22 protein-coding genes and 1 pseudogene are annotated in these 20997 nt (G+C 61.4%); 10 read left to right on the top strand and 13 right to left on the bottom strand.

Annotation, left to right across the window (positions count from 1 at the left end; translation table 11 throughout):
* The 9 genes from A3736_RS04405 to A3736_RS16965 all read right to left on the bottom strand — a co-directional run.
* Nucleotides 1-519: hypothetical protein (locus A3736_RS04405; protein WP_156501967.1), on the bottom strand; the 519-nt coding region annotated here is incomplete at its 3' end.
* Nucleotides 516-1151 carry a hypothetical protein gene (locus A3736_RS04410; protein ID WP_233999226.1) on the bottom strand — a complete coding sequence of 212 codons (636 nt, stop codon included), beginning with the start codon at nucleotides 1149-1151 and terminating at the stop codon, nucleotides 516-518. The genes A3736_RS04410 and A3736_RS04405, both read right to left, overlap by 4 nt.
* 227 nt (nucleotides 1152-1378) lie before the next feature.
* Nucleotides 1379-1735, bottom strand: coding sequence for a hypothetical protein (locus A3736_RS04415; protein WP_067679702.1), 357 nt, complete (start codon nucleotides 1733-1735; stop codon nucleotides 1379-1381).
* The gene (locus A3736_RS04420; protein ID WP_067679706.1) at nucleotides 1728-4094 is read right to left on the bottom strand and encodes a hypothetical protein; all 2367 of its coding nucleotides are present in this window, start codon (nucleotides 4092-4094) and stop codon (nucleotides 1728-1730) included. Before A3736_RS04420 ends, A3736_RS04415 begins: the two co-directional genes overlap by 8 nt.
* Nucleotides 4091-5362: a serpin family protein gene (locus A3736_RS04425; protein WP_233999228.1), complete on the bottom strand. Its 1272-nt coding sequence runs from the start codon at nucleotides 5360-5362 to the stop codon at nucleotides 4091-4093. Before A3736_RS04425 ends, A3736_RS04420 begins: the two co-directional genes overlap by 4 nt.
* Before the next feature lie 239 nt (nucleotides 5363-5601).
* Nucleotides 5602-6705, bottom strand: a complete 1104-nt coding sequence (locus A3736_RS04430) for a hypothetical protein (protein ID WP_067679709.1) — start codon at nucleotides 6703-6705, stop codon at nucleotides 5602-5604.
* A 276-nt stretch (nucleotides 6706-6981) separates the two neighbouring features.
* Complete coding sequence (locus A3736_RS04435; RefSeq protein ID WP_067679712.1) at nucleotides 6982-8139, bottom strand: hypothetical protein; 1158 nt, start codon at nucleotides 8137-8139, stop codon at nucleotides 6982-6984.
* Nucleotides 8140-8363: 224 nt separating this feature from the next.
* Nucleotides 8364-8741 (bottom strand): hypothetical protein, encoded by a 378-nt coding sequence (locus tag A3736_RS16960; RefSeq protein ID WP_156501969.1) that lies wholly within the window; start codon nucleotides 8739-8741, stop codon nucleotides 8364-8366.
* Between the two features lie 304 nt (nucleotides 8742-9045).
* The gene (locus A3736_RS16965) at nucleotides 9046-9573 is read right to left on the bottom strand and encodes a hypothetical protein (protein ID WP_197465487.1); all 528 of its coding nucleotides are present in this window, start codon (nucleotides 9571-9573) and stop codon (nucleotides 9046-9048) included.
* A 316-nt stretch (nucleotides 9574-9889) separates the two neighbouring features.
* On the opposite strand from A3736_RS16965, the gene A3736_RS04440 reads away from it, so the two are divergent.
* The 5 genes from A3736_RS04440 to A3736_RS04455 all read left to right on the top strand — a co-directional run bounded on the left by A3736_RS04440 (nucleotide 9890) and on the right by A3736_RS04455 (nucleotide 13949).
* The gene (locus tag A3736_RS04440) at nucleotides 9890-10198 is read left to right on the top strand and encodes a hypothetical protein (RefSeq protein ID WP_067679715.1); all 309 of its coding nucleotides are present in this window, start codon (nucleotides 9890-9892) and stop codon (nucleotides 10196-10198) included.
* Nucleotides 10199-10500: 302 nt separating this feature from the next.
* Nucleotides 10501-10728, top strand: a complete 228-nt coding sequence (locus A3736_RS16600; RefSeq protein WP_082851305.1) for a DUF2188 domain-containing protein — start codon at nucleotides 10501-10503, stop codon at nucleotides 10726-10728.
* 2 nt (nucleotides 10729-10730) lie between these two features.
* Nucleotides 10731-11357, top strand: coding sequence for a hypothetical protein (locus tag A3736_RS17380; RefSeq protein WP_197465488.1), 627 nt, complete (start codon nucleotides 10731-10733; stop codon nucleotides 11355-11357).
* A 282-nt stretch (nucleotides 11358-11639) separates the two neighbouring features.
* On the top strand, nucleotides 11640-12266 hold the full coding sequence (locus A3736_RS04450; protein WP_233999229.1) for an alpha/beta fold hydrolase: 627 nt from the start codon (nucleotides 11640-11642) through the stop codon (nucleotides 12264-12266).
* A 501-nt stretch (nucleotides 12267-12767) separates the two neighbouring features.
* Complete coding sequence (locus tag A3736_RS04455; protein WP_067679721.1) at nucleotides 12768-13949, top strand: zinc-dependent alcohol dehydrogenase; 1182 nt, start codon at nucleotides 12768-12770, stop codon at nucleotides 13947-13949.
* 79 nt (nucleotides 13950-14028) lie between these two features.
* On the opposite strand, the gene A3736_RS18140 is transcribed toward A3736_RS04455, so the two are convergent.
* A complete protein-coding gene (locus A3736_RS18140) occupies nucleotides 14029-14157 on the bottom strand; it encodes a hypothetical protein (protein WP_255362954.1) in 129 nt (42 codons plus the stop codon).
* A 419-nt stretch (nucleotides 14158-14576) separates the two neighbouring features.
* On the opposite strand from A3736_RS18140, the gene A3736_RS04460 reads away from it, so the two are divergent.
* Nucleotides 14577-15068, top strand: a complete 492-nt coding sequence (locus tag A3736_RS04460) for a hypothetical protein (protein ID WP_197465489.1) — start codon at nucleotides 14577-14579, stop codon at nucleotides 15066-15068.
* Between the two features lie 2 nt (nucleotides 15069-15070).
* Nucleotides 15071-15289 carry a hypothetical protein gene (locus A3736_RS04465; protein ID WP_156501971.1) on the top strand — a complete coding sequence of 73 codons (219 nt, stop codon included), beginning with the start codon at nucleotides 15071-15073 and terminating at the stop codon, nucleotides 15287-15289.
* A 149-nt stretch (nucleotides 15290-15438) separates the two neighbouring features.
* On the opposite strand, the gene ygiD is transcribed toward A3736_RS04465, so the two are convergent.
* The 3 genes from ygiD to A3736_RS04480 form a co-directional block, all read right to left on the bottom strand.
* Complete coding sequence (gene ygiD, locus A3736_RS04470) at nucleotides 15439-16290, bottom strand: 4,5-DOPA dioxygenase extradiol (RefSeq protein WP_067679729.1); 852 nt, start codon at nucleotides 16288-16290, stop codon at nucleotides 15439-15441.
* Nucleotides 16291-16440: 150 nt separating this feature from the next.
* Entirely contained in the window at nucleotides 16441-17271 is an 831-nt protein-coding gene (locus tag A3736_RS04475; protein WP_067679732.1) for an aldo/keto reductase, read from the bottom strand.
* A 76-nt stretch (nucleotides 17272-17347) separates the two neighbouring features.
* Nucleotides 17348-17926 (bottom strand): TetR/AcrR family transcriptional regulator, encoded by a 579-nt coding sequence (locus A3736_RS04480; protein WP_229735549.1) that lies wholly within the window; start codon nucleotides 17924-17926, stop codon nucleotides 17348-17350.
* Nucleotides 17927-18064: 138 nt separating this feature from the next.
* Here A3736_RS04480 and A3736_RS04485 point away from each other — a divergent pair, with 138 nt between their 5' ends.
* The 3 genes and pseudogenes from A3736_RS04485 to A3736_RS04495 form a co-directional block, all read left to right on the top strand.
* Nucleotides 18065-19054, top strand: coding sequence for a zinc-dependent alcohol dehydrogenase family protein (locus A3736_RS04485; protein ID WP_067679735.1), 990 nt, complete (start codon nucleotides 18065-18067; stop codon nucleotides 19052-19054).
* Nucleotides 19055-19207: 153 nt separating this feature from the next.
* Nucleotides 19208-20317 (top strand): S-(hydroxymethyl)glutathione dehydrogenase/class III alcohol dehydrogenase, encoded by a 1110-nt coding sequence (locus A3736_RS04490; protein ID WP_067679738.1) that lies wholly within the window; start codon nucleotides 19208-19210, stop codon nucleotides 20315-20317.
* Nucleotides 20318-20509: 192 nt separating this feature from the next.
* Nucleotides 20510-20997 (top strand): annotated as a pseudogene (locus A3736_RS04495) (excinuclease ABC subunit A); the annotation flags it as partial.

Consider the following 20997-nt stretch of genomic DNA (forward strand, 5'->3'; position numbering starts at 1 on the left):
GGCGCTCCGCATCGATACGCTGGCGAGCGTTTGCAGGACCGTGTCGCAGTTTTTCTCGCTGTCGCAGGTACCCCAAAAGACGGGCTCCTCTTCTTCATGCCAGATTGCCACGGCGGCGCTGCCCGCTCCGCCATAATGGTTCGTGATCAGATAGCGTGTGGCGCCATTGTCGAGATACTTGCGGAAAGCAGGCTTGCCGTTGATCGTGATCGGGTCGCCCCAGTCGGGGCCCATCGGCACACCGCCATATAGATCGAGCATATAATCGAACCGCAGGTCGCCTGAGCGCCAGACCAGATGCGTGCTGTCATCCGCCAGCGGACAGTCGCTGGCTTGGTTGGGGCAGGTTTCGACAGCACCTGCGAACTTGAAACCGAACGGAAAGGAAAAACTGAGCCGGTCCAGCTCAATGCCACCGAAATCACGAATTTCACGCTCGGGCACCACGATGTCGGTTGGCTCGCCGCACCCAGCAAGAGCACCGACCAGAAGGCAGATTGGCAGGCATGCGAGCTTCATGGCAGCGTCCCCTGACGGTTGCCGTTCCCGCCATTGAGCAGCCAGATATCGCGCTCAATGCGCTGCATGGTTGCAAAGGTGGCGGCCTCATCCGCGCCGCTGACTTGCGGCAGGCGATCCACTTCGCGATCCAGCGGCCCGATCCTATTGACGAACGGTAAGCTTGCGAATGCGGTGGGCTCCTCCGCAACCTCGATTGCGACTAGGCGGGGCGCCGTTGTCGCCTGCTGCACCTCGCGAACCGACTGAGTGAAGGCTTGGGCAATTTGGTAGCCAAGGCCCGTGCCATAGACACTGTCCGGACCGAGCTTTCCGCGAAGGAATTCAGCCGCGCTATGATGGGGTTCGCCAATGCGTCCGCCTTGGCTGGTTTCCAGATAAGTACCCGCTCTTTCCAGCCAGGCGCGCTCCTGTTCGTGAGGCGCCGGTCGCACTTCCTCGATGAAATCGCCGCGCGAATAGTAAGCCGAACGGATCGTTGCCCCGGCAGCGCGTAAACTCTTCTCGACGGTGGCGGCGGAACTGCCGGGCCGCAAGTGAAGGAGCTGGATCGTAGTGTCAGTCGGATCGCGATACGCTGCAAGTCGAATCGAATAGAGCCAGAAATCCTCGTCTGAAAGCGCGACAGGCACAACGCCGAACGCGGGATGATTAGGCGCGGTAGCCCTTCCGTCGCTCATGGCCAATCGGTTGAGAACCCTGCCCTCCACATCGCGGAGGACGACGTAGAATCGCCCGGTCTCGGCGGTGAGACCGGGCGGGCTGCAACTCGTGGTGGGCGGCGGTGGCGGTGGGGCGCCTTCGGCAACCGGTTCTCGGAACAACTGCGAGGGACGTTCTTCGATGAAGGCGAACGGCGTCACTTGGCCCGTCTCGCTGGTAAAGTGTTGCAGGGCTCGGAGAAGATGCGTTCCTTGTCGGGCGAGAACGTCAGCGGCGCACCGAACAGGGTGAACCGGTCGGCGCTCTTGCCCTTGAATCGCGCGATGGTGCGTACGGTGATGATGCCGGTCGGACGCGCGTCACCGCCCCTGGTGCCGTCATCCTCCACGAGCACCAGATCGGCGTATGTCGCCGCATCCAGCATTTCATTCGCGAAATATTGGCCGCTGGCATGACCGACGGGTTCGGGGCGCTGGCTGTACGTACAGGCGTTTGCGGTTTCGGGCACCGCGCAGACGGCGATAAGGAACGCGATCAGGACAGATCTATTCATTTCGTTCACTCTCCTCGGTCCGCAACGCACCTGCGATGGGCGCCAATCGTTCGCGCAATTCATCGAGTGCGATTGGTTCCGGATGGAGTGAGACCGGACGCACCATGCCCTCCTCGTCGATGCGCGAGGGCGGCACCCAAGGGATCGAGATGAACCAGCGACCTTCCGTGCGCGCTGCGCCCTCTCCACCCTGGACATAGGCCGAGTGCCGGTAGAGCGCGTCGTTTAGATGCAGCACCCACCGCGATCCGGGTTCGAGCGAGTTTGGCAGTCCGGCCAGCAACACCGGCTCGTCCATCCCTTGCCCGTAAACGCGGTCCCCCGTTTCGTTCAGGCGCTCGCCCGAGGCAAGCCGCTGGCGCAGCTCGCTTCCTGGAGCGACATCGCCAGATAAGGTCTCGACTATTCGCCAGCGGACCGTGGACGCAAATCCGTCGGGCCCATTATCGAATGTATCGATCCCCACCGGCTCGGCGATCACGATATCGGTGGCGAGCACTGCGCGTTTTTCGACCGTTGCCCGCCCGTTCATGTCCTCCAGCGCCTCGATCGGGTCAAACCCTGCCCGCCGAAGATCTTCGATCCGGTCCAGCGTCTGGCCGTAGGCGACGAGAAAATGCGTCTGTTGCAGCGATCCGGCTCCGGAGGGTTTGCTGGCGATCCAGCGGCTGTCGGTCTCGCCGGGGCGTGGCGGTTCGAGCCGCATGATCGGCGTCTGCTCGACCAGCGCACGGATGGCGGAAAAGTCCGGATGCGCCTCCAGCGGATACCAGATGGCCTCGGGATCGCTGCGGATCGCGATGTCCTGTCGGTAGACGGCGGACTGGTTTTCCATCGTCAGCCGGACCAGCGCCGGGAATTCGATCCTGCCCGCTACTGCCGCCTCGGAGAGTGCGCGCACATTCTCGGGACGCACTCCGACATAGCCTTCGATCTCGTTAATGGTGATCTGCGCCTCGAGACCAATTGCGGCCAGCTGATTGGCGATGTCGTCGCGTGCGGCACTCAGTGCATTCGCACCATGCGGCACTACCTGCCCAGTCACGAAGGGCCGGAGCGCGGTGGGAGCGAGGGCATCGAGCGAGACCGCATCGGTGTGAAAGACATGGGCCGTGGCCTGCCCCTCGTCGACGTAGATCTGCGCGATTATGTCGCCGCGTTCCGCCATCACGCGATCTCGCCAACTGCGCAAGTCGGCAAAACGCGCCATGTCTGCAGCGTAGTCGGCTTCGGCCGCCGCCCGGCTGCCCAGTTCGCGCGTCCGATCGGCCAGCGCCGCCTGTTCGCGCTGCCTGTCCCAGACGTCGCGCGGCATAATCCCGCGCACAACGCGATAGGGGCCGGGGCATCCGTCGGTACCGACAGTGTCGATCGGCGGTGTCACTTCGCCCGGCTGCAGGCCCATCAGCACGACATCGCTGTTCGCAAAGACCTTGCCGCCGGAGAACCTGTTCATCACCGCGACGCGCGCCGGATCGGTCAGGTCGAGCGCCTCGCTTTGTTCCCATATCGCGATTCTGGGATCTTCACCTTCGGGATGAAGCCACAGGCATCCATCGCGCAGCTCGAGCCTCGCGGGGACATCCGGCACGCCGACGAGCGTGCGCGGCATACCATCGGTTCGGAACGCGAATTGGGGAAAGCTTTTGACGCGAAAGTCGCCCGGCGGGATCGGCGGCGCGGGAACCGGGAACGGGTCTGGTTCCTCGAACACCACGTAATCCGGCAGATCGATCTCTCCGCGCGCAGCGGCCTCGCGGATCGGATCGGCGCTCTGGCCGAGCTGGATTTCGACCTTGCCGGTCGTGACATTGCTGCCTGCACCAAACCAGTTAATGCCGAGACGGGACAGGTCCTCGACCAGACGATCCTGCGTCGCCCGCAGCTCGATCAATGATGGTCCGGGCCGTTCGACGGGGAAGAACAGCGGGTCGTTGGTATACTTTGCAAGCGTTGCCGCCGCGTCGCGGGTAAAGGCGACGGCCACACCGTAAGTCGGCTCGTGCTGGATCCACAGTCCGGCAAATGTGTCCGGTTCCTTCTCGCGAAGAACGCCTTGCAGATTACCGATGGAATCGTCGGGCGCCGCGGGTAGTGGTGGTGGCCCCGGTTCGGTGCGCGGGCCAATCGAGCCGCGCAACTGGATTTCGATGCGACGGTGCGCCTCCTCCACGCTCACGCAGTAGGCGCGGGCATACCAGGCGGTTTCGGCGAACTCGCCCTTGAAATTCTCAATGCCGTCAATCTCTTCGGCGGTAAGATTTGGACAGGTTTCTGAAAGAGGCTTTTCCTCCTGCGCATGGGCGGGCGGCGCCAGTGCGAAAACGACCGCGCCCGCGGAAAGCATAAATCGCATCATGACGCCTTCTCCACCGGGGTCGGGTCAGCGATGCGACCGATAAAGATTAGCGCGCCGCTCGCCCGGTCGCGGATGGTGACGAGGAACGGCCGATCGACGATCATACGGGGCACGTCCGGCACCAACCGCGCGCCAACCACTACGATCTTCACAGCCGTTGCCGCTGCCGCCTCAGTGCCTTCTTTATCGACCCGCAAAAAGGTTGCGTGGGCGACATCGTCGATCCTGAGCGGCGCGTTGGCCATGCCGGAAAAGTTCGCGCATGCTTCTGCGAAGGCGCAGGGCATGCCAGCAGCAATCAGCGCTTCTTTCACGCTCTGGTCGAAGCGCGCTTCGAAGCGGGGCAGACGAAGCAGAATGGTCTGCTCTGTTGAAGCGCCCAAATCGAACTTCGCATCGCTGCCCTGATCGGCAAGCATAAACGAAAGTGCGTGAAGGTTCTGCTCCCACCTTCTCAGGGTCTGGGCATCGTTCGGCAGAAACACTTCCATCACGAAGCGCTGGCTCTTGCCATAGGGCAATGCCACCGCTTGCCCGTCGCGGGTCTCGCGATATTGCAGCGGCGCGAGCCGCTCCATCATGTGGGCCGCAACCTTCGAGCCGTCCCCGCGGGTGAATTCGCCTGTGGAGCCGTCCTCGAACGGCACGGTCCAGTCGGCCCTGAACCAGACCGCGTTAGTCAACACCGCGGCAGTGCTATCGTTGAAGCCGCTCGCATCGACGATCTTGTTGATCCGCTCGCGCGTTTCCTCGGAGACCCAACCGTTGATCCGGTTCGCCGCGCTCTGCGGATCGCCCCCGAAATCGACAGTGTCCGCGGTCGCGCCGAACGCCGCGCGGGTAGTCCGCAAATAGTCCGCCTCGAAGGTCAGCTCGTCGGAAAGCCAGAGCGCGTTGGCGACCGAAAGCGCTACTTTGTCGTCTCGCGTTTCGGTCAGGAAATCGTCGTAGGCTTTGACCAGCAACTCCGGCCGAGTGGCCGCTTCCCAGCCAAGCAGATCCCGCATTTCTGCTTCGGTCTGCCCTCGCGCCCCCAACAGCGCAAGACCCAATCCTTCGCTCAGAGATAAGGGCGAGACGAACAGATTGTCGTTGGGTCCGGCCGCCTCGGCCAGCTCAGGATAAAGCCGGGCGGCGAGCCGTGCCTGTCCCGAAGTCAGATCATACGAGATGGCGTCCTTTGCCGCATCGCCCGGGCTTTGCTGCGGAGTGGTCGTGCAAGCCGCGAGAGTGGCTGCGAAGGCTGCGGTGAGTATTGCGGCTCTCATCGATCCTGCTCCAGAAACTCCGACAGCCACTCGGGAAGCGGCCGCAGATAGCCTTCGGGCGTCCGGCACAGGCCTATACTAAGGCTGCTGCCCGGCGGACAGTTCGCGGGGTCCACTACCGGGGGCGGCGGACTCATGATGACCATCAAAGCATCGATCGGCGGCATTCGCACGCCGTCCAGCCCAATTTGCCCGCGGCCCGCCTGCCGCTGCTCGAGCCAGGTGTAAGCGCGCCGCGCTTACGCTTCATCTAGGCCGTAACTCTCCCGCAACCGGCGCAGCGCGTTGACCTCGTTATCGCTCGCCTGCTGCCGGTCTCGCGCGTCGGCGCTTTCCAGCCCTTCCACCTTGATGACCTTACCCGGCCCGCAGGCCGCGTGGATTGGGCCGACCAGCACCGGCTCGGTCACTTCATAAATTGACCCCATGAACACGACTGTCTCGCCCACGCGAGCATAACCGGGAGTCTCTTCGCGGCCGAAGGCGAGGTAGTTCTGCGCGTCGACGAAGAGGCGTGCTCCGAAGGGAAACAGCACCAAAGCATCGTCATGGTTCGCTGCCCTGAAACAGCCGTCCTCGAGGACGATCTTTGCGCGGCTGCCGATGGCATTTACGGAACCGGCGGGCCGGTCGTGACGGGGAAAGATGCGGATGTGCGGTGCGACCGCTGCGGGCACGGCTTCGTCGCGCGCAGCAGGACGCGGCGGATTGATCAGCGGAACAATGGGCGCAGCGCGGAACTTCAGGTTCACCGGTTCCGGTATCGTCACGCCCTTGCGAGCGACCAGCGCGCGGAACTCTTCCTCCGACACCACCACCTCGGCGGTGACATGGTTGGCGGCGATCCCGGTCGACTGCAGCACCCGGTCCTCCCGGAAAGTCTCCCACATCCACTGCGCGTCAGTCTGCATCTGCTCCATTGACCAGCGCACCGTCTTGCCGAAGAAGCGCGGATGGCGCGTGTACTTGCGCAAGGTTCCCGGGCCATCGCGCAGGAACTGGAAGACAACCGAGGGATCACCTTCGTTATCGTAGTAGACAGAGACGTAATTACCGCGCTCCTCGCGCTCGAGTCGGCGAGAGAGCTCCGCCACTTCGTCACTCACTCGACCTTGAAAATCCGCGACACGCTGGAACTGCTCGTCCGCTGCAATCTGCTCGGCCGTGCGCGACGGCGGGTCGCTTGGTAGAACTGCCGTGAATTCAGCCGGAGGCGCATTGAGGATCGTAGCGAAACCCCGCTCGCCAAATTCCGCCCTGAACGGCTGTTTGGATGTTTCCGGCGGCACCTTATCGGCCGTTGCAGTGCAACCGCCACTCACCATGACCGCCAGGAACGGCAACGCCAGACGCCTCAGCGCAAGCGGGAGAGAGTTCGTCGATCGCTTCGAAATCACGTGCAAGGACCCTTCATCTGTCGCAATTCTCGGGATTAACAACGCTGTGGGAGGTGTATCAGCACCAGCGTCGATGTAATCGCGTCGAAGCTCGAGGGAGCCATTAACGCCGGCCTATCCACCGAAAGCAGGCTGCGCGATGGTGATCGGTCCATCTCCCGTCATATCTCCGGCACACACCGACAGCACATGGCCATGCCAGCACTAACCGCTCGCCCCTCGTCATCCTGCACCCCGCTCCACTGGTGGAGTGGGCGGGATAAGAATGGTCATCTCGCAGCATTGCGGCTCGTCCATCCCGCCGCGAAGCCTTTTGTCCGCCAGGACGCGCTCCTGCTCCAGCAGGCAATCATTGGCCTGGCGCAGCGCTTCCGCCTTGCTCAGCCCCTCGCGCGCGGCGTTTTGCTGCACCGCGAACCACACCCCGCCATAACCCGCCGCCTGATCGAGCGATTTCACCGATACCACGCGGTGGCGCCCGCAGGCTTCGATCAGCGCTGGCGGAGGCTCTGCCACTTCTGCGCGGTAGCCGAGTTGCATGCGGGTACCGACCCGGGCCAATTGTCGCGCGTTAGCGGAGTGGCGAGACCGGAAGGCCAGATGCCCTTCCCGATCACGGTGCACGCCGACGCCGAGGGGAAACATGGCCAGAGGATCGTCAGCGCCCTCTTCGTCGATGAAAAAGCATCCGTCGCGCAGCACGATCGCATCGTATGTTGCCAGGTCGGGCGTGGGACCGGCCAGCGACTGTTCGTTCGGGAAGTAGCGGATCAAAGGCCGCAGCCCATCGGGGACAGCGGGGAGATCCGGCTCCGCCCATTCGCTGAAACGCAGAGCAAGATTAGGAGGAATAGCCCATCGCTTTGCGGTTCGCATCGCCTCGAACTCGGCACGGGGGAGCGCGATGTTTATCCACGGCACACCGATGTTGCCGAACCCGGGCGATGCGATCCCGTCACCGATACGGTCAGCCCATTCGCGAGCGATGCGGTCTTGGTCGGTGCGAGCGAAGCCGGCAGTGGCGGGCTGGAACAGCGGATTGCCGGTATAGCGCCGCAAGGTCGCCGCAGGCTCGTTTAGGAAATAGGCGACGCCTGTGATCGTGCCCAGACCGTCATTCTCCGGCCCGTCGCGCCATCGCCATTCGATTCCCCCGAAGTTTCCGATCTCGCCACGCTTGAGACGGCGCAACATGGGCAGATGTTGTTCCTCAAGCTTGTCGGCAAACCGCCAGCGGCGATCCTGCAGCGTTGGGGAATACGGCTCCGGCTCAAGCTGGGTGACCGGCGCATAGGGCAGCGCCTCGAGAATCGTGGCGTATGCTTGACTTTGATCGGCCTGCGAAACGGAAGCCCCATCCGAACAGGCTGAAAGCATCATGAGAACAGCTGTAAAATGCCAGGGGATGACGCGGCTCCTCATGTTACAGTGGAACCTATTCAAACCACTCTGAACCATTGATAAATCAGGTCTGGACTTCGTTCGTGCTCGGGAATGCCGGCGCGTCGTACTCTACTAGGAGATTGGGTCCATGGCCTCCTCCGGCAGCTAGCTCTTGCGGGTGCTCGTTGACCTTCGCTCGGTTCGCTGCTTCGCGCCGTGTTTCAAGCCTCGCGGCAGCGAACCCAGCGCTTGCGTCCCGATCGCCACACCGACCCGTCATAGGAATGCGCCGCATCGTTCCAGTGAGCGATCAGGATGAGTTCTTTCCTGGTCGCATCTGCGGAAACCAGCGCGAGCCGCAATTCCGGTCCGCGCATCCACCACTGGGATACAGTAACCTCAATTTCTTGTTTATCATCGACGAGACGTGCCAGGAACAGTCCGGCGCTCGGCACATGCCCGAAGCCAAGTGACACCACTATCGGACGCTGATCCGCCGTCTTGCATGACAGTCCGCCAGTCGCATAAGCGGGTATACTGAGCGTAAAGAGCCCGAAAAATGCTAAGCTTCGAAAGAAAATCGACACTAAGATGCTCATGGCGGGCCACCAATGAATAGCGGATTACAGAGGCCGAGACCTCGGGCAGACGATCGGCACTTGCCGGCTGCCCGAAGTCCGCTCTGCATTTGCTACGTTACAAAGTCGGCAGTCTGCAAGCGGGATCGTTCAATCATTCGAGCCCACGCGATGCCGCACTTCCCTCAGCCGGATTAGCCGCGTTACACATCGTGGCTGATCCGGCACCTGATCGGCCGCTTCACCCATGAGAGCCTCCGTACGGGAAAAACGTCATCGAGCCCTTTTCCGCATCTTCCGACGTGGAAATCTCGAACGCGGTCGGTCAGAAACCAATTCCGACCCTTAACCCGACACGAGCATCTGGAGCGTCGCCGCATAATCCGGCGCGTGCGTCGAGACCCAGTCGAATGCGAGAGGGAAGGCCGGTTTCCAGGCCCAGGCCAACCGATTGATGGTTTTCAACGCTGGCGGTGGCCGATTCCTCGTAATTATAGGAAACTGTCACCGAACTCGCGTCGCTCAGAAGGAAATGACTGCCCACGGTTCCGGCTAGAGTGTTTCGAACATCGAATCCCTCGGGCTCGCCGATGACCGTGTAGCTAGCAGAAGCAAAGGGAAGCGTTCGCCCAAGCGGCCGCGAAACTTGACCACTTATTCCGTAATCGAGCTCGCCTGTTCCTAGGGCTTTTTCACGAGATGCGGTGGGGATCTTTACGTTGCCGGCGATGAAAGCGTCCATGCTTCCAAGTGGGAAAAGGTATCCGCCCTGAAGAACGAGATCACCGATCCCTTCACGAGTAAACTGACGGGATTGCGTCGATGGCTGGGAAAGAAGCGGCGTGCCAAGCACCCCGCCATTGCTGACGATGAGCTCCTCTGGCGCCGTGGTAATGACATACGGGACCGAAGCGGTGAGAAAAACCGGCCGGACCGCGCAGAAATTCCCGCGTTTATGGACACGGTCTCATAATCTTGGCCATTAACTTCCCCAGCGACATAGTCTGACCCGGCGAGCAATGTGACATCGGTGTTGGGAGCATTCTCGGCGTCTGAGGCGACCGCTGGCTCTTGCTGGCCCTGCTCTCGCAGCGTCACTGGCGCTGGCCGTATTCCTGCCGGGCCTGGGTGGAGAGGCATCGCACTACGCCGATACCCAGCTTGCAGCGGTGCTCGACGAACGCCTCGTGGCCAGCCAGTCGCAGACGGTGGAGACCCGCGTGCTGCTCTCATTCCGCGGCGAGGAAGGTCGCTATTGCCGCGCCTTCAGCGGCAGCGCGGGCGGCGGGATTGCCTGCCGCGACGACGAAGGCTGGAAGCTCGAGGCCGTCGGCAACGACAGCGAAGGCGCATCGACCGACTACCGCATGGCCGGGGCTGGCGACTCGGAGATTCTGGCGCTGGCGCAGGAGATGGCAGCCGGCCCCGCTCTCGATGCGGAAGGTGAAAAGGCTGCCCGCGCGCAGGGCTGGCGGTAAAGGCCGGCATTTCACCGGCTTCGTACCCTCGCTGCCTCTAAGAGCGTTACGCTATGCTCCTGTTAAATTCGCAGTCGAAGGTCGGTTTTACCCGTTTTCCAATTGGAAGCAGACGGTCAGCTCACGGCCCAAAAGCTGCCGCTTTGGCTCAGTTGCATTGAATGGCTAGAATGGGGCCGTTAGCTACCTGTCAGTTCTCGGATCTGTGGTCGGGTTTATCGGACATTGTGGTCACTACATCGGCGTGCTGCACCTAGCGATGGGCCGGAAATGATGCTATATTGATCTCGGAGGTCAGAACCATGGCGAAAAAGGGTCAGCATGTAGTCCGCAGCTCATCTGGTGGATGGGCAGTGAAGAAAGCTGGTTCGTCCAGAGCCAGTAGCGTGCACGACACGCAAGCAGATGCGATCAAAGCAGGAACGAGAATCGCGCAGAACCAAAAGACTGAACTCTATATACACGGCCGTGATGGCCGGATCAGGGAACGTAATTCCTACGGAAACGATCCACATCCGCCGAAGGGCTAAGTTTGCCTCCACCCTTCGAGAAGTCGGTTTTCCTCAACTGTCCGTTTGACGACGATTACGCGCCAATCCTGCAGGCGCTTGCTTTTTGCATCGTCTATCTCGGCTTCCATCCTCGGCTGGCTCCGGAGAACGCTGATAACGCGGCGGCGCGGCTTGACCGCATCGCTGATCTTATACGTGGCTCCAAATATGGCATCCATGATCTAAGCCGCTGCAAGGCGAGCACGGTCGACGAATACGCACGCATGAACATGCCGTTTGAACTTGGTTTGGATCATGCTTGCCGTCGATTTGGGCCACTCCCTCTGACGGAAAAGCGCATTCTCGTTCTCGAACATACGCGGTACGACTATCAACGGGCGCTCTCGGATATTTCCGGCTGGGATATACAGGCTCATGCCGGTGATTATGAAAAAGCAGTCCGGCATGTGCGAAGTTGGCTCATCGCTCAGGCTGGAGCTGCCGCGATAGGATCGGCAAAAATTCAAGGGAAATATATCGCTTTCCAAGAATGGTATTGGGAACGAGAGTGGGCGCTAGGATCTTCCGAAGAGGACATTCAAGAATATCCAACCGCTGAGCTCATTCGCGCAATGCACGAGTGGAAGGGTGCTGGAGAACCTGTTTAGGCAGCTGTTGGGCCGATTCCAAACTGTCTGCTGATAGGGTCGAAATTCGGAAAAGCAGCCGTTCGGCTACCGACCCGAGAGCGGACTGTCCGTTCTTAGCGACTTTATTGACTATGTGGACATTCGGGGCGGGGGGGACCTAAGTCCTTGCGACGCGTTACCTTTGCATGAGCATACTTCACACGCGACTAGGCCGCGGAAAACCCATCTGCTCGTCCACGGCTTGGGGGGAGCCGTCGGTCTTGGGATACGATCTCGCCTGCCCTCGCCCAGGCGAGGGAGGTGATTATCCTGGAACTGCCTGGCCATGGGCAAGCCCCCGCACAGGCCGACAGCGGTAGGTTCGAAGGGCTGGCGCGGAGCCTGGACGATTGGCTCATCAAAGAGAACTTTACAGGGATCGACATGGTCGGCATCTCCTTGGGCGCCGGGCTTGTGCTCGAGATGGCGCGGCGCGGTCGCGCCGGCTCAGTCGTCGCCCTGGACCCGGGCGGCTTCTGGCAAGGGTGGGAGCGGACGTTCTTCCGGACCACCATAACGGCATCGATTGCACTGGTACGGGCTTTGCGACCGGCGCTTCCCGCCCTCACGCCAAATGTCACAGGCCGGACTGGATTCATGCCGCAGCTTTCCGCAAGACCCTGCGCGCCCGATCCCGGTTTCGGCTTGAATGAACTGCAGTCGTTTGCCGATACGCCTACGTTCGACTCGTTGGTGAAGGACCTTGCCACTGGCCCGATGCAGGAAGGCCCTGCGACCCGGTCGACCCGGGTGGTCATCGGCCGGGGTCACAAGGATCGCCCGTGTCTGCCGCAGCAGGCCAGCCGCGCGAAGGCTGCCTACCCGGAAGCGACAATGCACTGGTTCGAGCGCAGCGGACACTTCCCTATGTGGGATCGGCCAGATTAAGCGATCAGCGTCATTCTCGATGCCACGGATCGCTAGGACTCTGGATGATGCTGCGGTAAGCTGGTTAGTATTCGAAAAAGCGCACAGCAGAGCTCGCCTCCGCGCTCACGCCATCTTTTTTGGGTCGGAAGAGGATCTTCGGTCCTGGCAGCAGTATCGTAGAGCATAGACATTCGCCGGATAATCTAGATTTCCGCCCTTCAGTCATCGCTTCCGATGCCGCGAGGTGTGTCAAGCACGCTACCATGGAAGAAGCCTGGCACCGGCATAAGCACTTGCAAGCGATGACAAACTACTGGTGTCATTGCAGGTTGAGAGGACAGTCAATTGTGATGGTGCTGTCAGTTCCATTTCGGCAACTCGATCGATGGCATCAAGCAAAGCGTAAAAAACGCCTCGGTCGATCCCAACCCAATGGCCGTCTAACATCTGCCAGACTAGGAACTTCCGAGGTTTGAAAGGGTAGAAGGAATAACCGAATTCATCGAAAAGGGTCCCAATATGCGCGCATTAGTCTGGAACGGAACGAACGACATCCGCTGCGAAACGGTCGACGATCCTCGCATCGAGGATCCCCGGGACTGCATTCTCAAGGTCAGTTCGACCGCGATCTGCGGCTCCGACCTGCATCTGATGGATGGTGTCGTTCCCAAGATGCAACAGGGCGATATCCTGGGCCACGAATTCATGGGCGAAGTCGTCGAGGTCGGTGCGGATGTCAAAAGGTTGAAGGTCGGCGACCGGGTGGTGGTGCCCTTCACCATATCCTGCGGCGAATGCTGGTTCTGCCAGCGCGAAATGTATTCTCTGTGCGATACGACCAATCGCACCGCGGAAAACGCGCGCGCGGCCATGGGCCACGCTCCTGCCGGACTTTTCGGCTATTCCCATCTGACCGGTGGCTATTCCGGCGGTCAGGCAGAATATGTCAGGGTGCCCCACGCCGACGTCGGTCCGATCAAGTTGGAAAACGACCTGCCGGACGACAAGGTGCTGTTCCTGTCCGACATCTTTCCGACTGGCTGGATGGCGGCGGAAAACGCCATCGGCGATGAAAAGGGCAAAACCGTTGCGGTGTGGGGAGCAGGACCGGTCGGCCAGTTCGCAGTGCGCAGCGCGTGGATGATGGGAGCGGAACGTGTCATCGTGATCGACCGGGTGCCTGAAAGGCTGGCACTCGCCGCGAGCTACGGCAAAGCCGAAACCATCGATTACAGCCAGACCGACGTCAAGGAGGCGCTAGACGAGATGACGGGTGGCCGGGGACCGGATGCAGGCATCGACGCGGTCGGCGCTGAGGCCCACGGGCACGGCGTGCTGGGCGATATCAAGGACAAGGTCGAGCTGCACACCACCGGCATGTCCGACCAGCCGTTTGCGCTGCAGGAAATGGTCATGTCGGTGCGCAAGGGCGGGACGCTGTCCGTCCCCGGCGTCTATGCCGATAAGGTGACGTTCCCGATCGGGCCTTTCATGAACAAGGGGCTCACCATGAAATCGGGACAGACACACATGCAACGCTATCTCGCGCCGCTGCTTAAGCGGGTGGAAGCCGGTGAGATCGACCTGTCGGAAATCATCACCCATCGCGGCGACCTCAAGGACGGCCCGGATTTCTACAAGACCTTCCGCGACAAGCACGATGGCTGCATCAAATGCGTGATGAAACCGGAGGAGCTATGATTCAGGTACCGGTTATCTGAAACTGAATGAGCTAACCCTCGCGCCAAGGATCGGACGTCTGATCGATCGTGAGTTCGTCTCAATAAGGTCGGCGGGCCGCCGCGGCGTCGGTGCGGTTGTGATCGAGCCAGCGATCGGCGGGTATGAGGATGACCGGCTTCTGGTTGTAGAAGCGCAAGGCCTCTTTCGAAGCGTCGGTGATGGTCATCGAATAGCTACGCCCTATTCGTCGCTGTCGCGCTAGATACCGGTGCATAGGGGCTTGTCGCCATCGGGGTGGTCGAACCAGATACGGCCTTTAGCGTCCTTTGGTCCTTCGGCATCGTAAAAGGATGAAAAGGGTAACAGGCAGCGGCGGCGAATGGGCAGTACGTCACGGCAGAGGATGTCGGTACGACCCCCCAAGACATGGCGCTGGTGCGAACACATACGGCCCATGTCGCCGGGTTACCGCTGGAAGCTGATAGCGTCGGCGGCGATCCATCGCCATGGACCGCACGGGGGGTCTTTCCTTCGATGTAGCTTGCCGCCCACAGAAGGCTGCATCGGCCACTGTCCGACTGCCCGATCCCCATTCGAGGCGTCGGTCACCTTGGCGCCGCACTCGCGCAGATGCTGCATCAGGCAGTGGCGCAATTGCTGGTGTCCGATGTCAACGCCGCCGCGGCAGCGCGCTTTGCCATCGCAACCGGCGGCACCGTCGTTGGTGCCGCCGACATTCTCTCGGCCAAGGCGGACATATTCGCTCCCTGTGCGCTGGGCGGCGTGATCGACGAAGTGGCGGCGGGCAAATTGCGGGCGAAGGTGGTCCGCGGGGCTGCCAACAATCAGCTGGCCACTACGGAGGACGGCGACCGTCTTGCCGAGCGCGATATTCTTTACGCGCCTGACTACGTCGTGAACGCAGGAGGAATCATCAACGTCGCCGCGAAATATCTGGGCTGGCCCCAAGCAGATTCGAACGCACGGGTGGAAGCGACCGCAGATCGTCTGGCAGACGTGTTCACCCACGGAAAAACGCACGGAGTCGCGCCACAAACCGCTGCAGATCAATTGGCTCGGCAGCGGATCGCCAAAGCCTCGCTGGACGCGCCTGACGAACTCGCTGTCGCTGCGTGACCGTGGACCGATTTCTTATTCGCGGGGTCGGCTCGCTCGACATGCCTTTGCGTGTGCTCGACCTCATGTCGCTACAGGGTGTAACTGTCTATCGTACCGTCATCGACAAAGAGGGGGACGATTATTGCGTCTTGGTCGAGGCTTGTGCGCAGCGCCCACAGCTGATGATCGAGAAAACCCGCGGCATGATCCTCGTCAGTTCGGTTGAACACGCCCTTTAGGAAGGCAAAATCATTAGGCGCGACTTCGCGAGCCGAGAGGGCAGAGCCAGGATTCCGACATGTTCCCGTCTTCGAGGATCAAGACGAACTCCGACGTTTCGTATCTTCCGTCCTGACTTCATCATGCCTGTCCCCCGTGTGCCGAGGGATCATGTATTCGTCTGGTCGGCCGGCACATCACTCGGCAAGTTGGCCGCGCCCGTTTTTTCGGAGCATGCCAAACCTTCAGTGCCAAGACCGTAACAGGTCATGGACACTGAACCCATCGAATAGCCGCGCACCAGCGGATCAAGGGTTTCGTTGCGGGCAACCGCCATTCCGGCAAGATAAAGCATCGGAACGAAATGGTCGGGAGTGGGAACCGCCGCGGCATAATCGGGATGCTCCACGAGGCGCAGCAGATCGCCCGGGTTTTTTGCCAGTTGGTTAACCGCTGCTTCGTCGAAACGCTCTGCCCAGTCGAACGCAAAATCGGGCTGGTTCCAGCGCACGGCTCGGAGGTTGTGAACGACATTTCCGCTAGCGACCACCAGGACGCCGCGGTCCTGCAAGGCTGCCAGTCTTGCGCCAAGGTCAAGATGATAGCTCAGCGGCTTGAGCGCGTTGATCGAGAGCTGCACCACCGGGATGTCGGCCTCAGGGTAGAGGTGGGCGAGCACCGACCACGTTCCGTGATCGAGACCCCACTGATCCTGGTCGAGACCCACCCACTCGGGCTTCACCAGCTCAACGATCTCTTTCGCGAGGTCCGGATCGCCCTTGGCCGGATATTCAAAGTCGAACAGCTCCTGTGGGAAACCGTAGAAATCGTGGATTGTGCGAGGGCGTGCCATGGCCGTCACCGCCGTGGCACCGAAATACCAATGTGCAGAAACCACGAGGATCGCCTTGGGGCGGGGCAACTCAGGCCCCAATGCCCGCCAGGCCGAGGTGTAGCCATTGCTCTCGAGCGTGTTCATCGGGCTTCCGTGGCCGATAAAGAGTGCGGGCATCCGATCCATAAAAAGACTCCTAGTGGTTCACCTTGCTGCGCGAAGGCTTGCGAAGGATACTTCACGCGCCAGTGGCAGGCTCAACGAGTTTAAATTCGGCTTCCACCGCCGATCCGGTTTGGGTTCTGTTCCTTCGAGCGATAATATCGTCATCTGACGCTAAAGCATCTCGAGTGGACGGCGGTCGCGTGGCCTGGGAAATGCCGCGTCCAGTGTCGCAAGCTGAGCGTCGGAAAGAACGATATCGGCGGCGGCGCGGTTCTCCCGCACATGGGCGACTGAACTCGCTTTCGGGATGGTGATGAGACCATCTTGCCGCAACGTCCACGAAAGTGCGACCTGCACAGGGGTTGCGCCAACCTCGGCTGCAATTTTCTCGAGAGCGGGGTGGGTAGAAAGCCGTCCCTGCTCGACTGGACTATACGCCATAACCGGTATGTTATGCTCGGCGAGCCACGGCAGCAGGTCCAATTCGGGGCCTCGCCGGACCAGATTGTAGAGGATCTGGTCGGTCACGCAGCCATTCCCGCCCGCAGCGACAAGCTCTTCCATATCGGAGATATCGAGATTGCTGACACCCCAGTGTCGGATTTTTCCTGCCGATTTGAGCGCCTCCAATGCCTCCACTGTCTCAGCGAGCGGTACCGATCCCCGCCAATGGAGCAGGTAGAGGTCCAGCCGGTCGGTGCCGAGCCGCTTCAGACTCGCCTCGCACGCACCGGCAAGGCGGGAGCGCGATGCGTTCTGCGGATATGCCTTGCTGACGAGGAATAACTGGTCGCGAACGCTGCCCAGCGCCTCGGATATCAGCGTTTCGGCCGCACCATCGCCGTACATTTCGGCTGTATCGACGAGCGTCATGCCCAGCTCGACACCCGCGCGCAGCGCGGCGATCTCATCGGATCGCCGCTCGGCACGTTCGCCCATCTTCCAGGTGCCTTGACCCAGTGAAGGAACCACTTCCCCGCCGGGCAATGTCACGTGTTTCATGTGCTTTCGTCCTATGAGATGAGTTCGGCGGTTCGGCCCGCGGGAGGCGGATTTGCAGATGACCACCAAGTAACGATCATATCGCGGCCGGCCATCGATCGAGTGCCATTTTGGCGATGGAGAGCAGTTCGTCGATCGTAGCGCCGTCGCGCGCCTGAACGGACATGCCTTCCATGACCGTATTGATGAATTTGCCTAGCACGGCCGGATCGGTGTTGGCCGCAAGCTCGCCCTGTGCGGCGCCGCGTCGCAGACGCTCGATCAGGAGGGCCTCCGCCGCGATACGCTTGTCGCGCAGCAGGCATTCGATGGCGGCGGACGCCGGCGAAACGGCTGCCGCTGCCGAATACATGAAGCAGCCGGCTGGCGTTCCAGGTTCCGAGAATGATGACGCCGCTCGTTCCAGCAGGCCTTTGACGGCCTCGTAGGTGGACAACGCCGGATCGTTGATGGGTGCATAGAGGTGGACGCTGAACGTCGCGGCGTAGCGCTCGATCACCGCCGCAAACAGCCCCGCCTTGTTGTCAAACGCTGCATAGAGACTGGCGGCGGCGACGCCAGTCTCCGCCACCAGATCTGCCATCGATGTCGCTTCGTAGCCGCGCTGCCAGAACAGCCGCACCGCCTTGTCGAGCGCAGCGTCAGTGTCGAACACACGAGGTCGACCTGCGCGGCGACGGGCTTTCGTCTCTGTCATCTCTGGTGCACGATATGGAACGATCGATAAATAATATCTTGAAACTGGTGGTCCGCTCCCTTACAGAACGATCATTCAATAATCAAGGAGTCTCCCATGAGCCGCACTGTCCGTATCCACGAATATGGCGACTCCAGCGTCCTCAGGATTGAAGATGTGGCAGTCCCCGCGCCCGCGGCCGACGAAGTGCAGATCGCGGTTAAGGCGATAGGCATAAACCGCGCCGAGGTGATGTTCCGCAACCATGCCTACCTTCAGGAAGCCGAGTTCCCGAGCCGCCTCGGCTACGAAGCTGCCGGCACTGTCGCTGCGGTCGGCGCGGACGTGACCGGGTTTGCGGAAGGCGATGCCGTCAGCGTCATCCCCCCGCTCGATATCGCGCGCTGGGGCACTTATGGCGAGGTGGCCAACGTGCCCGCCCGCCTCGTCGTCAAGCATCCGGCCGCGCTGTCGTTCGAGGAAGCGGCGGCCGTGTGGATGCAATATGTCACCGCCTGGGGTGCACTGGTGGAGCAGGCGAAACTCGGCGAGGGCGATTTCGTCATCGTCACTGCTGCCTCCAGCAGCGTCGGCCTTGCTGCCTTCCAGATTGCGCGGATGGTCGGCGCGACGGTGATCGCGACGACGCGTACCGGCGTCAAGCGCCAGGCCCTGATCGATGCCGGTGCACATCATGTCGTCGCGACCGGGGAGGAGGATCTGGTAGCGAGGGTGATGGAGATAACCGACGGCGCAGGTGCGCGCGTGGTGTTCGATCCGGTCGGAGGCCCGTCGTTCGAGCCGCTGACCGAGAGCATGGCACGCGGCGGCATCCTGCTTCAATATGGCGCGCTCAGTGGCGAACCGACGCCGTTCCCGTTGTTCTCCGTGCTGGGCAAAAGCCTCACGCTCAAAGGGTATCTCTACAGCGAGATCGTCTCGGACGATGCCGCCCTCGATCGCGCCAAGGCGTTCATCGTTGCGGGTCTGGAATCGGGCGCGCTCAAGCCGCAGATCGCGCGCACTTTCCCGCTCGACGCCATCCAGGAGGCTCACCGCTTCCTCGAATCGAACGAACAAATCGGCAAGGTCGTCGTTACGGTCTGACCGGCATACCGGGGGGAGTGAACGATCGCTCCCCCTTCCTCGACAGAGGATCGGACGATCGGCGTACATACCAGTATGCGAATGTCGACGAATTTGCGCTGACGCAACGGCCTGGCACCAGCAACCAGTTTAACTCAATAAGGGTATCCCAACATGAAATCTCGCGCCGCTGTTGCCTTCGAGGCCGGCAAGCCCCTCGAAATCGTCGAAATCGATGTCGCCCCACCGCAAAAAGGCGAAGTCCTCATACGGGTGACGCATACCGGTGTGTGCCACACCGACGCGTACACGCTGGAGGGGAGTGATCCGGAGGGTGTTTTCCCGGTGGTTCTGGGCCATGAGGGCGCGGGCATCGTTGTCGAGGTCGGTGAAGGCGTCACCAGCGTCGTGCCGGGCGATCACGTGATTCCGCTCTACACCGCCGAATGCGGCAAGTGCGACTTCTGCCTGTCGGGCAAGACCAACCTGTGCGTCGCTGTCCGCGAAACGCAGGGCAAGGGCTTGATGCCCGATGGGACCACCCGCTTCTCGTACAATGGTCAGCCCCTCTATCATTACATGGGCTGTTCAACCTTCAGTGAATATACTGTCGTCGCCGAAGTCTCGCTCGCCAAGATCAATCCCGAGGCAAACCCCGAACACGTCTGCCTGCTCGGCTGCGGCGTCACGACCGGCATCGGCGCAGTCCACAATACCGCCAAGGTCCAGCCCGGAGACTCGGTCGCCGTGTTCGGCCTCGGCGGCATCGGCCTCGCGGCGATTCAGGGTGCGCGCCAGGCGAAGGCGGGTCGCATCATCGCCATCGACACCAATCCGTCCAAGTTCGAGCTGGCACGCCAGTTCGGTGCGACCGAGTGCATCAACCCCAAGGATCATGACAAGCCCATCCAGCAAGTGCTGATCGAGATGACGGGCTGGGGTATCGATCACACCTTCGAGTGCATCGGCAACGTCCACGTCATGCGCGCCGCGCTTGAATCAGCGCACCGTGGCTGGGGTCAGTCGATCGTGATCGGCGTTGCCGGCGCGGGCGAGGAAATCTCCACCCGCCCATTCCAGCTCGTCACGGGCCGCGTATGGAAGGGGTCCGCTTTCGGCGGTGTCAAGGGACGGACAGAGCTCCCCGGCATGGTCGAGGACGCGATGAAAGGCGATATCGATCTGGCCCCGTTCGTAACCCACACGATGGGTTTGGAGGAGATCAACGAGGCCTTCGAACTGATGCACGAAGGCAAGTCGATCCGCTCAGTCATTCACTACTGACCCACCGATCCGAAGCGGCGCGAAGCGCTCGGATCGACAACTCAGCCGTCATCATGGCCCGACCCCGGCCATGATGACGCGCCCTCTGGCAAATGGGCAACGCGTCGCGATGCATTCATCTTTTGCCCGACCGTGATGAACCACGGGCCCACGGGCGAATAAGGCAGGAAGACTGAAGTGAAGAGCAAGGATATTCACGCGACGACGCCGGCCACCGATCATAGGCATGCAGGGCCGCCCGATTGCGTGCAGGTTCGCGGCGCGCGCCAGAATAATCTCAAAAATATTGACGTCGATGTACCGCGCGACGCCTTCGTGGTGTTCACCGGCATATCGGGCTCGGGCAAGTCATCGCTCGCATTCGGCACCCTTTATGCCGAAGCCCAGCGACGTTATCTGGAATCGGTTGCGCCCTATGCCCGTCGCCTGATCGACCAGGCCGGCGTGCCGGAGGTCGACGCGATCGACGGTTTGCCGCCTGCGGTCGCGTTGCAGCAGCAGCGCGGCTCGGCCAACGCGCGATCCTCGGTCGGCAGCGTGACGACGATCTCCAGCCTGGTGCGGATGCTTTATTCCCGCGTCGGCGAATATCCGCGCCATCAACCCATGCTCTATGCGGAGGATTTCTCCCCCAACACGGTCGCCGGCGCGGGAATAAAGCATCCGCACCAGGCTGGAGA

Origin of the sequence: Erythrobacter sp. HI0063 (genome assembly GCF_001635685.1) — a bacterium.
In the GTDB taxonomy this organism is placed as follows: domain Bacteria; phylum Pseudomonadota; class Alphaproteobacteria; order Sphingomonadales; family Sphingomonadaceae; genus Qipengyuania.

Coding starts and splice junctions, on each gene's coding strand:
- A3736_RS04415 (WP_067679702.1), bottom strand. CDS start 1,735: ATGAATAGATCTGTCCTGATCGCGTTCCTTATCGCCGTCTGCGCGGTG.
- A3736_RS04420 (WP_067679706.1), bottom strand. CDS start 4,094: ATGATGCGATTTATGCTTTCCGCGGGCGCGGTCGTTTTCGCACTGGCG.
- A3736_RS04425 (WP_233999228.1), bottom strand. CDS start 5,362: ATGAGAGCCGCAATACTCACCGCAGCCTTCGCAGCCACTCTCGCGGCT.
- A3736_RS04435 (WP_067679712.1), bottom strand. CDS start 8,139: ATGATGCTTTCAGCCTGTTCGGATGGGGCTTCCGTTTCGCAGGCCGAT.
- A3736_RS16960 (WP_156501969.1), bottom strand. CDS start 8,741: ATGAGCATCTTAGTGTCGATTTTCTTTCGAAGCTTAGCATTTTTCGGG.
- A3736_RS16600 (WP_082851305.1), top strand. CDS start 10,501: ATGGCGAAAAAGGGTCAGCATGTAGTCCGCAGCTCATCTGGTGGATGG.
- A3736_RS04455 (WP_067679721.1), top strand. CDS start 12,768: ATGCGCGCATTAGTCTGGAACGGAACGAACGACATCCGCTGCGAAACG.
- A3736_RS18140 (WP_255362954.1), bottom strand. CDS start 14,157: ATGACCATCACCGACGCTTCGAAAGAGGCCTTGCGCTTCTACAACCAG.
- ygiD (WP_067679729.1), bottom strand. CDS start 16,290: ATGGATCGGATGCCCGCACTCTTTATCGGCCACGGAAGCCCGATGAAC.
- A3736_RS04475 (WP_067679732.1), bottom strand. CDS start 17,271: ATGAAACACGTGACATTGCCCGGCGGGGAAGTGGTTCCTTCACTGGGT.
- A3736_RS04485 (WP_067679735.1), top strand. CDS start 18,065: ATGAGCCGCACTGTCCGTATCCACGAATATGGCGACTCCAGCGTCCTC.
- A3736_RS04490 (WP_067679738.1), top strand. CDS start 19,208: ATGAAATCTCGCGCCGCTGTTGCCTTCGAGGCCGGCAAGCCCCTCGAA.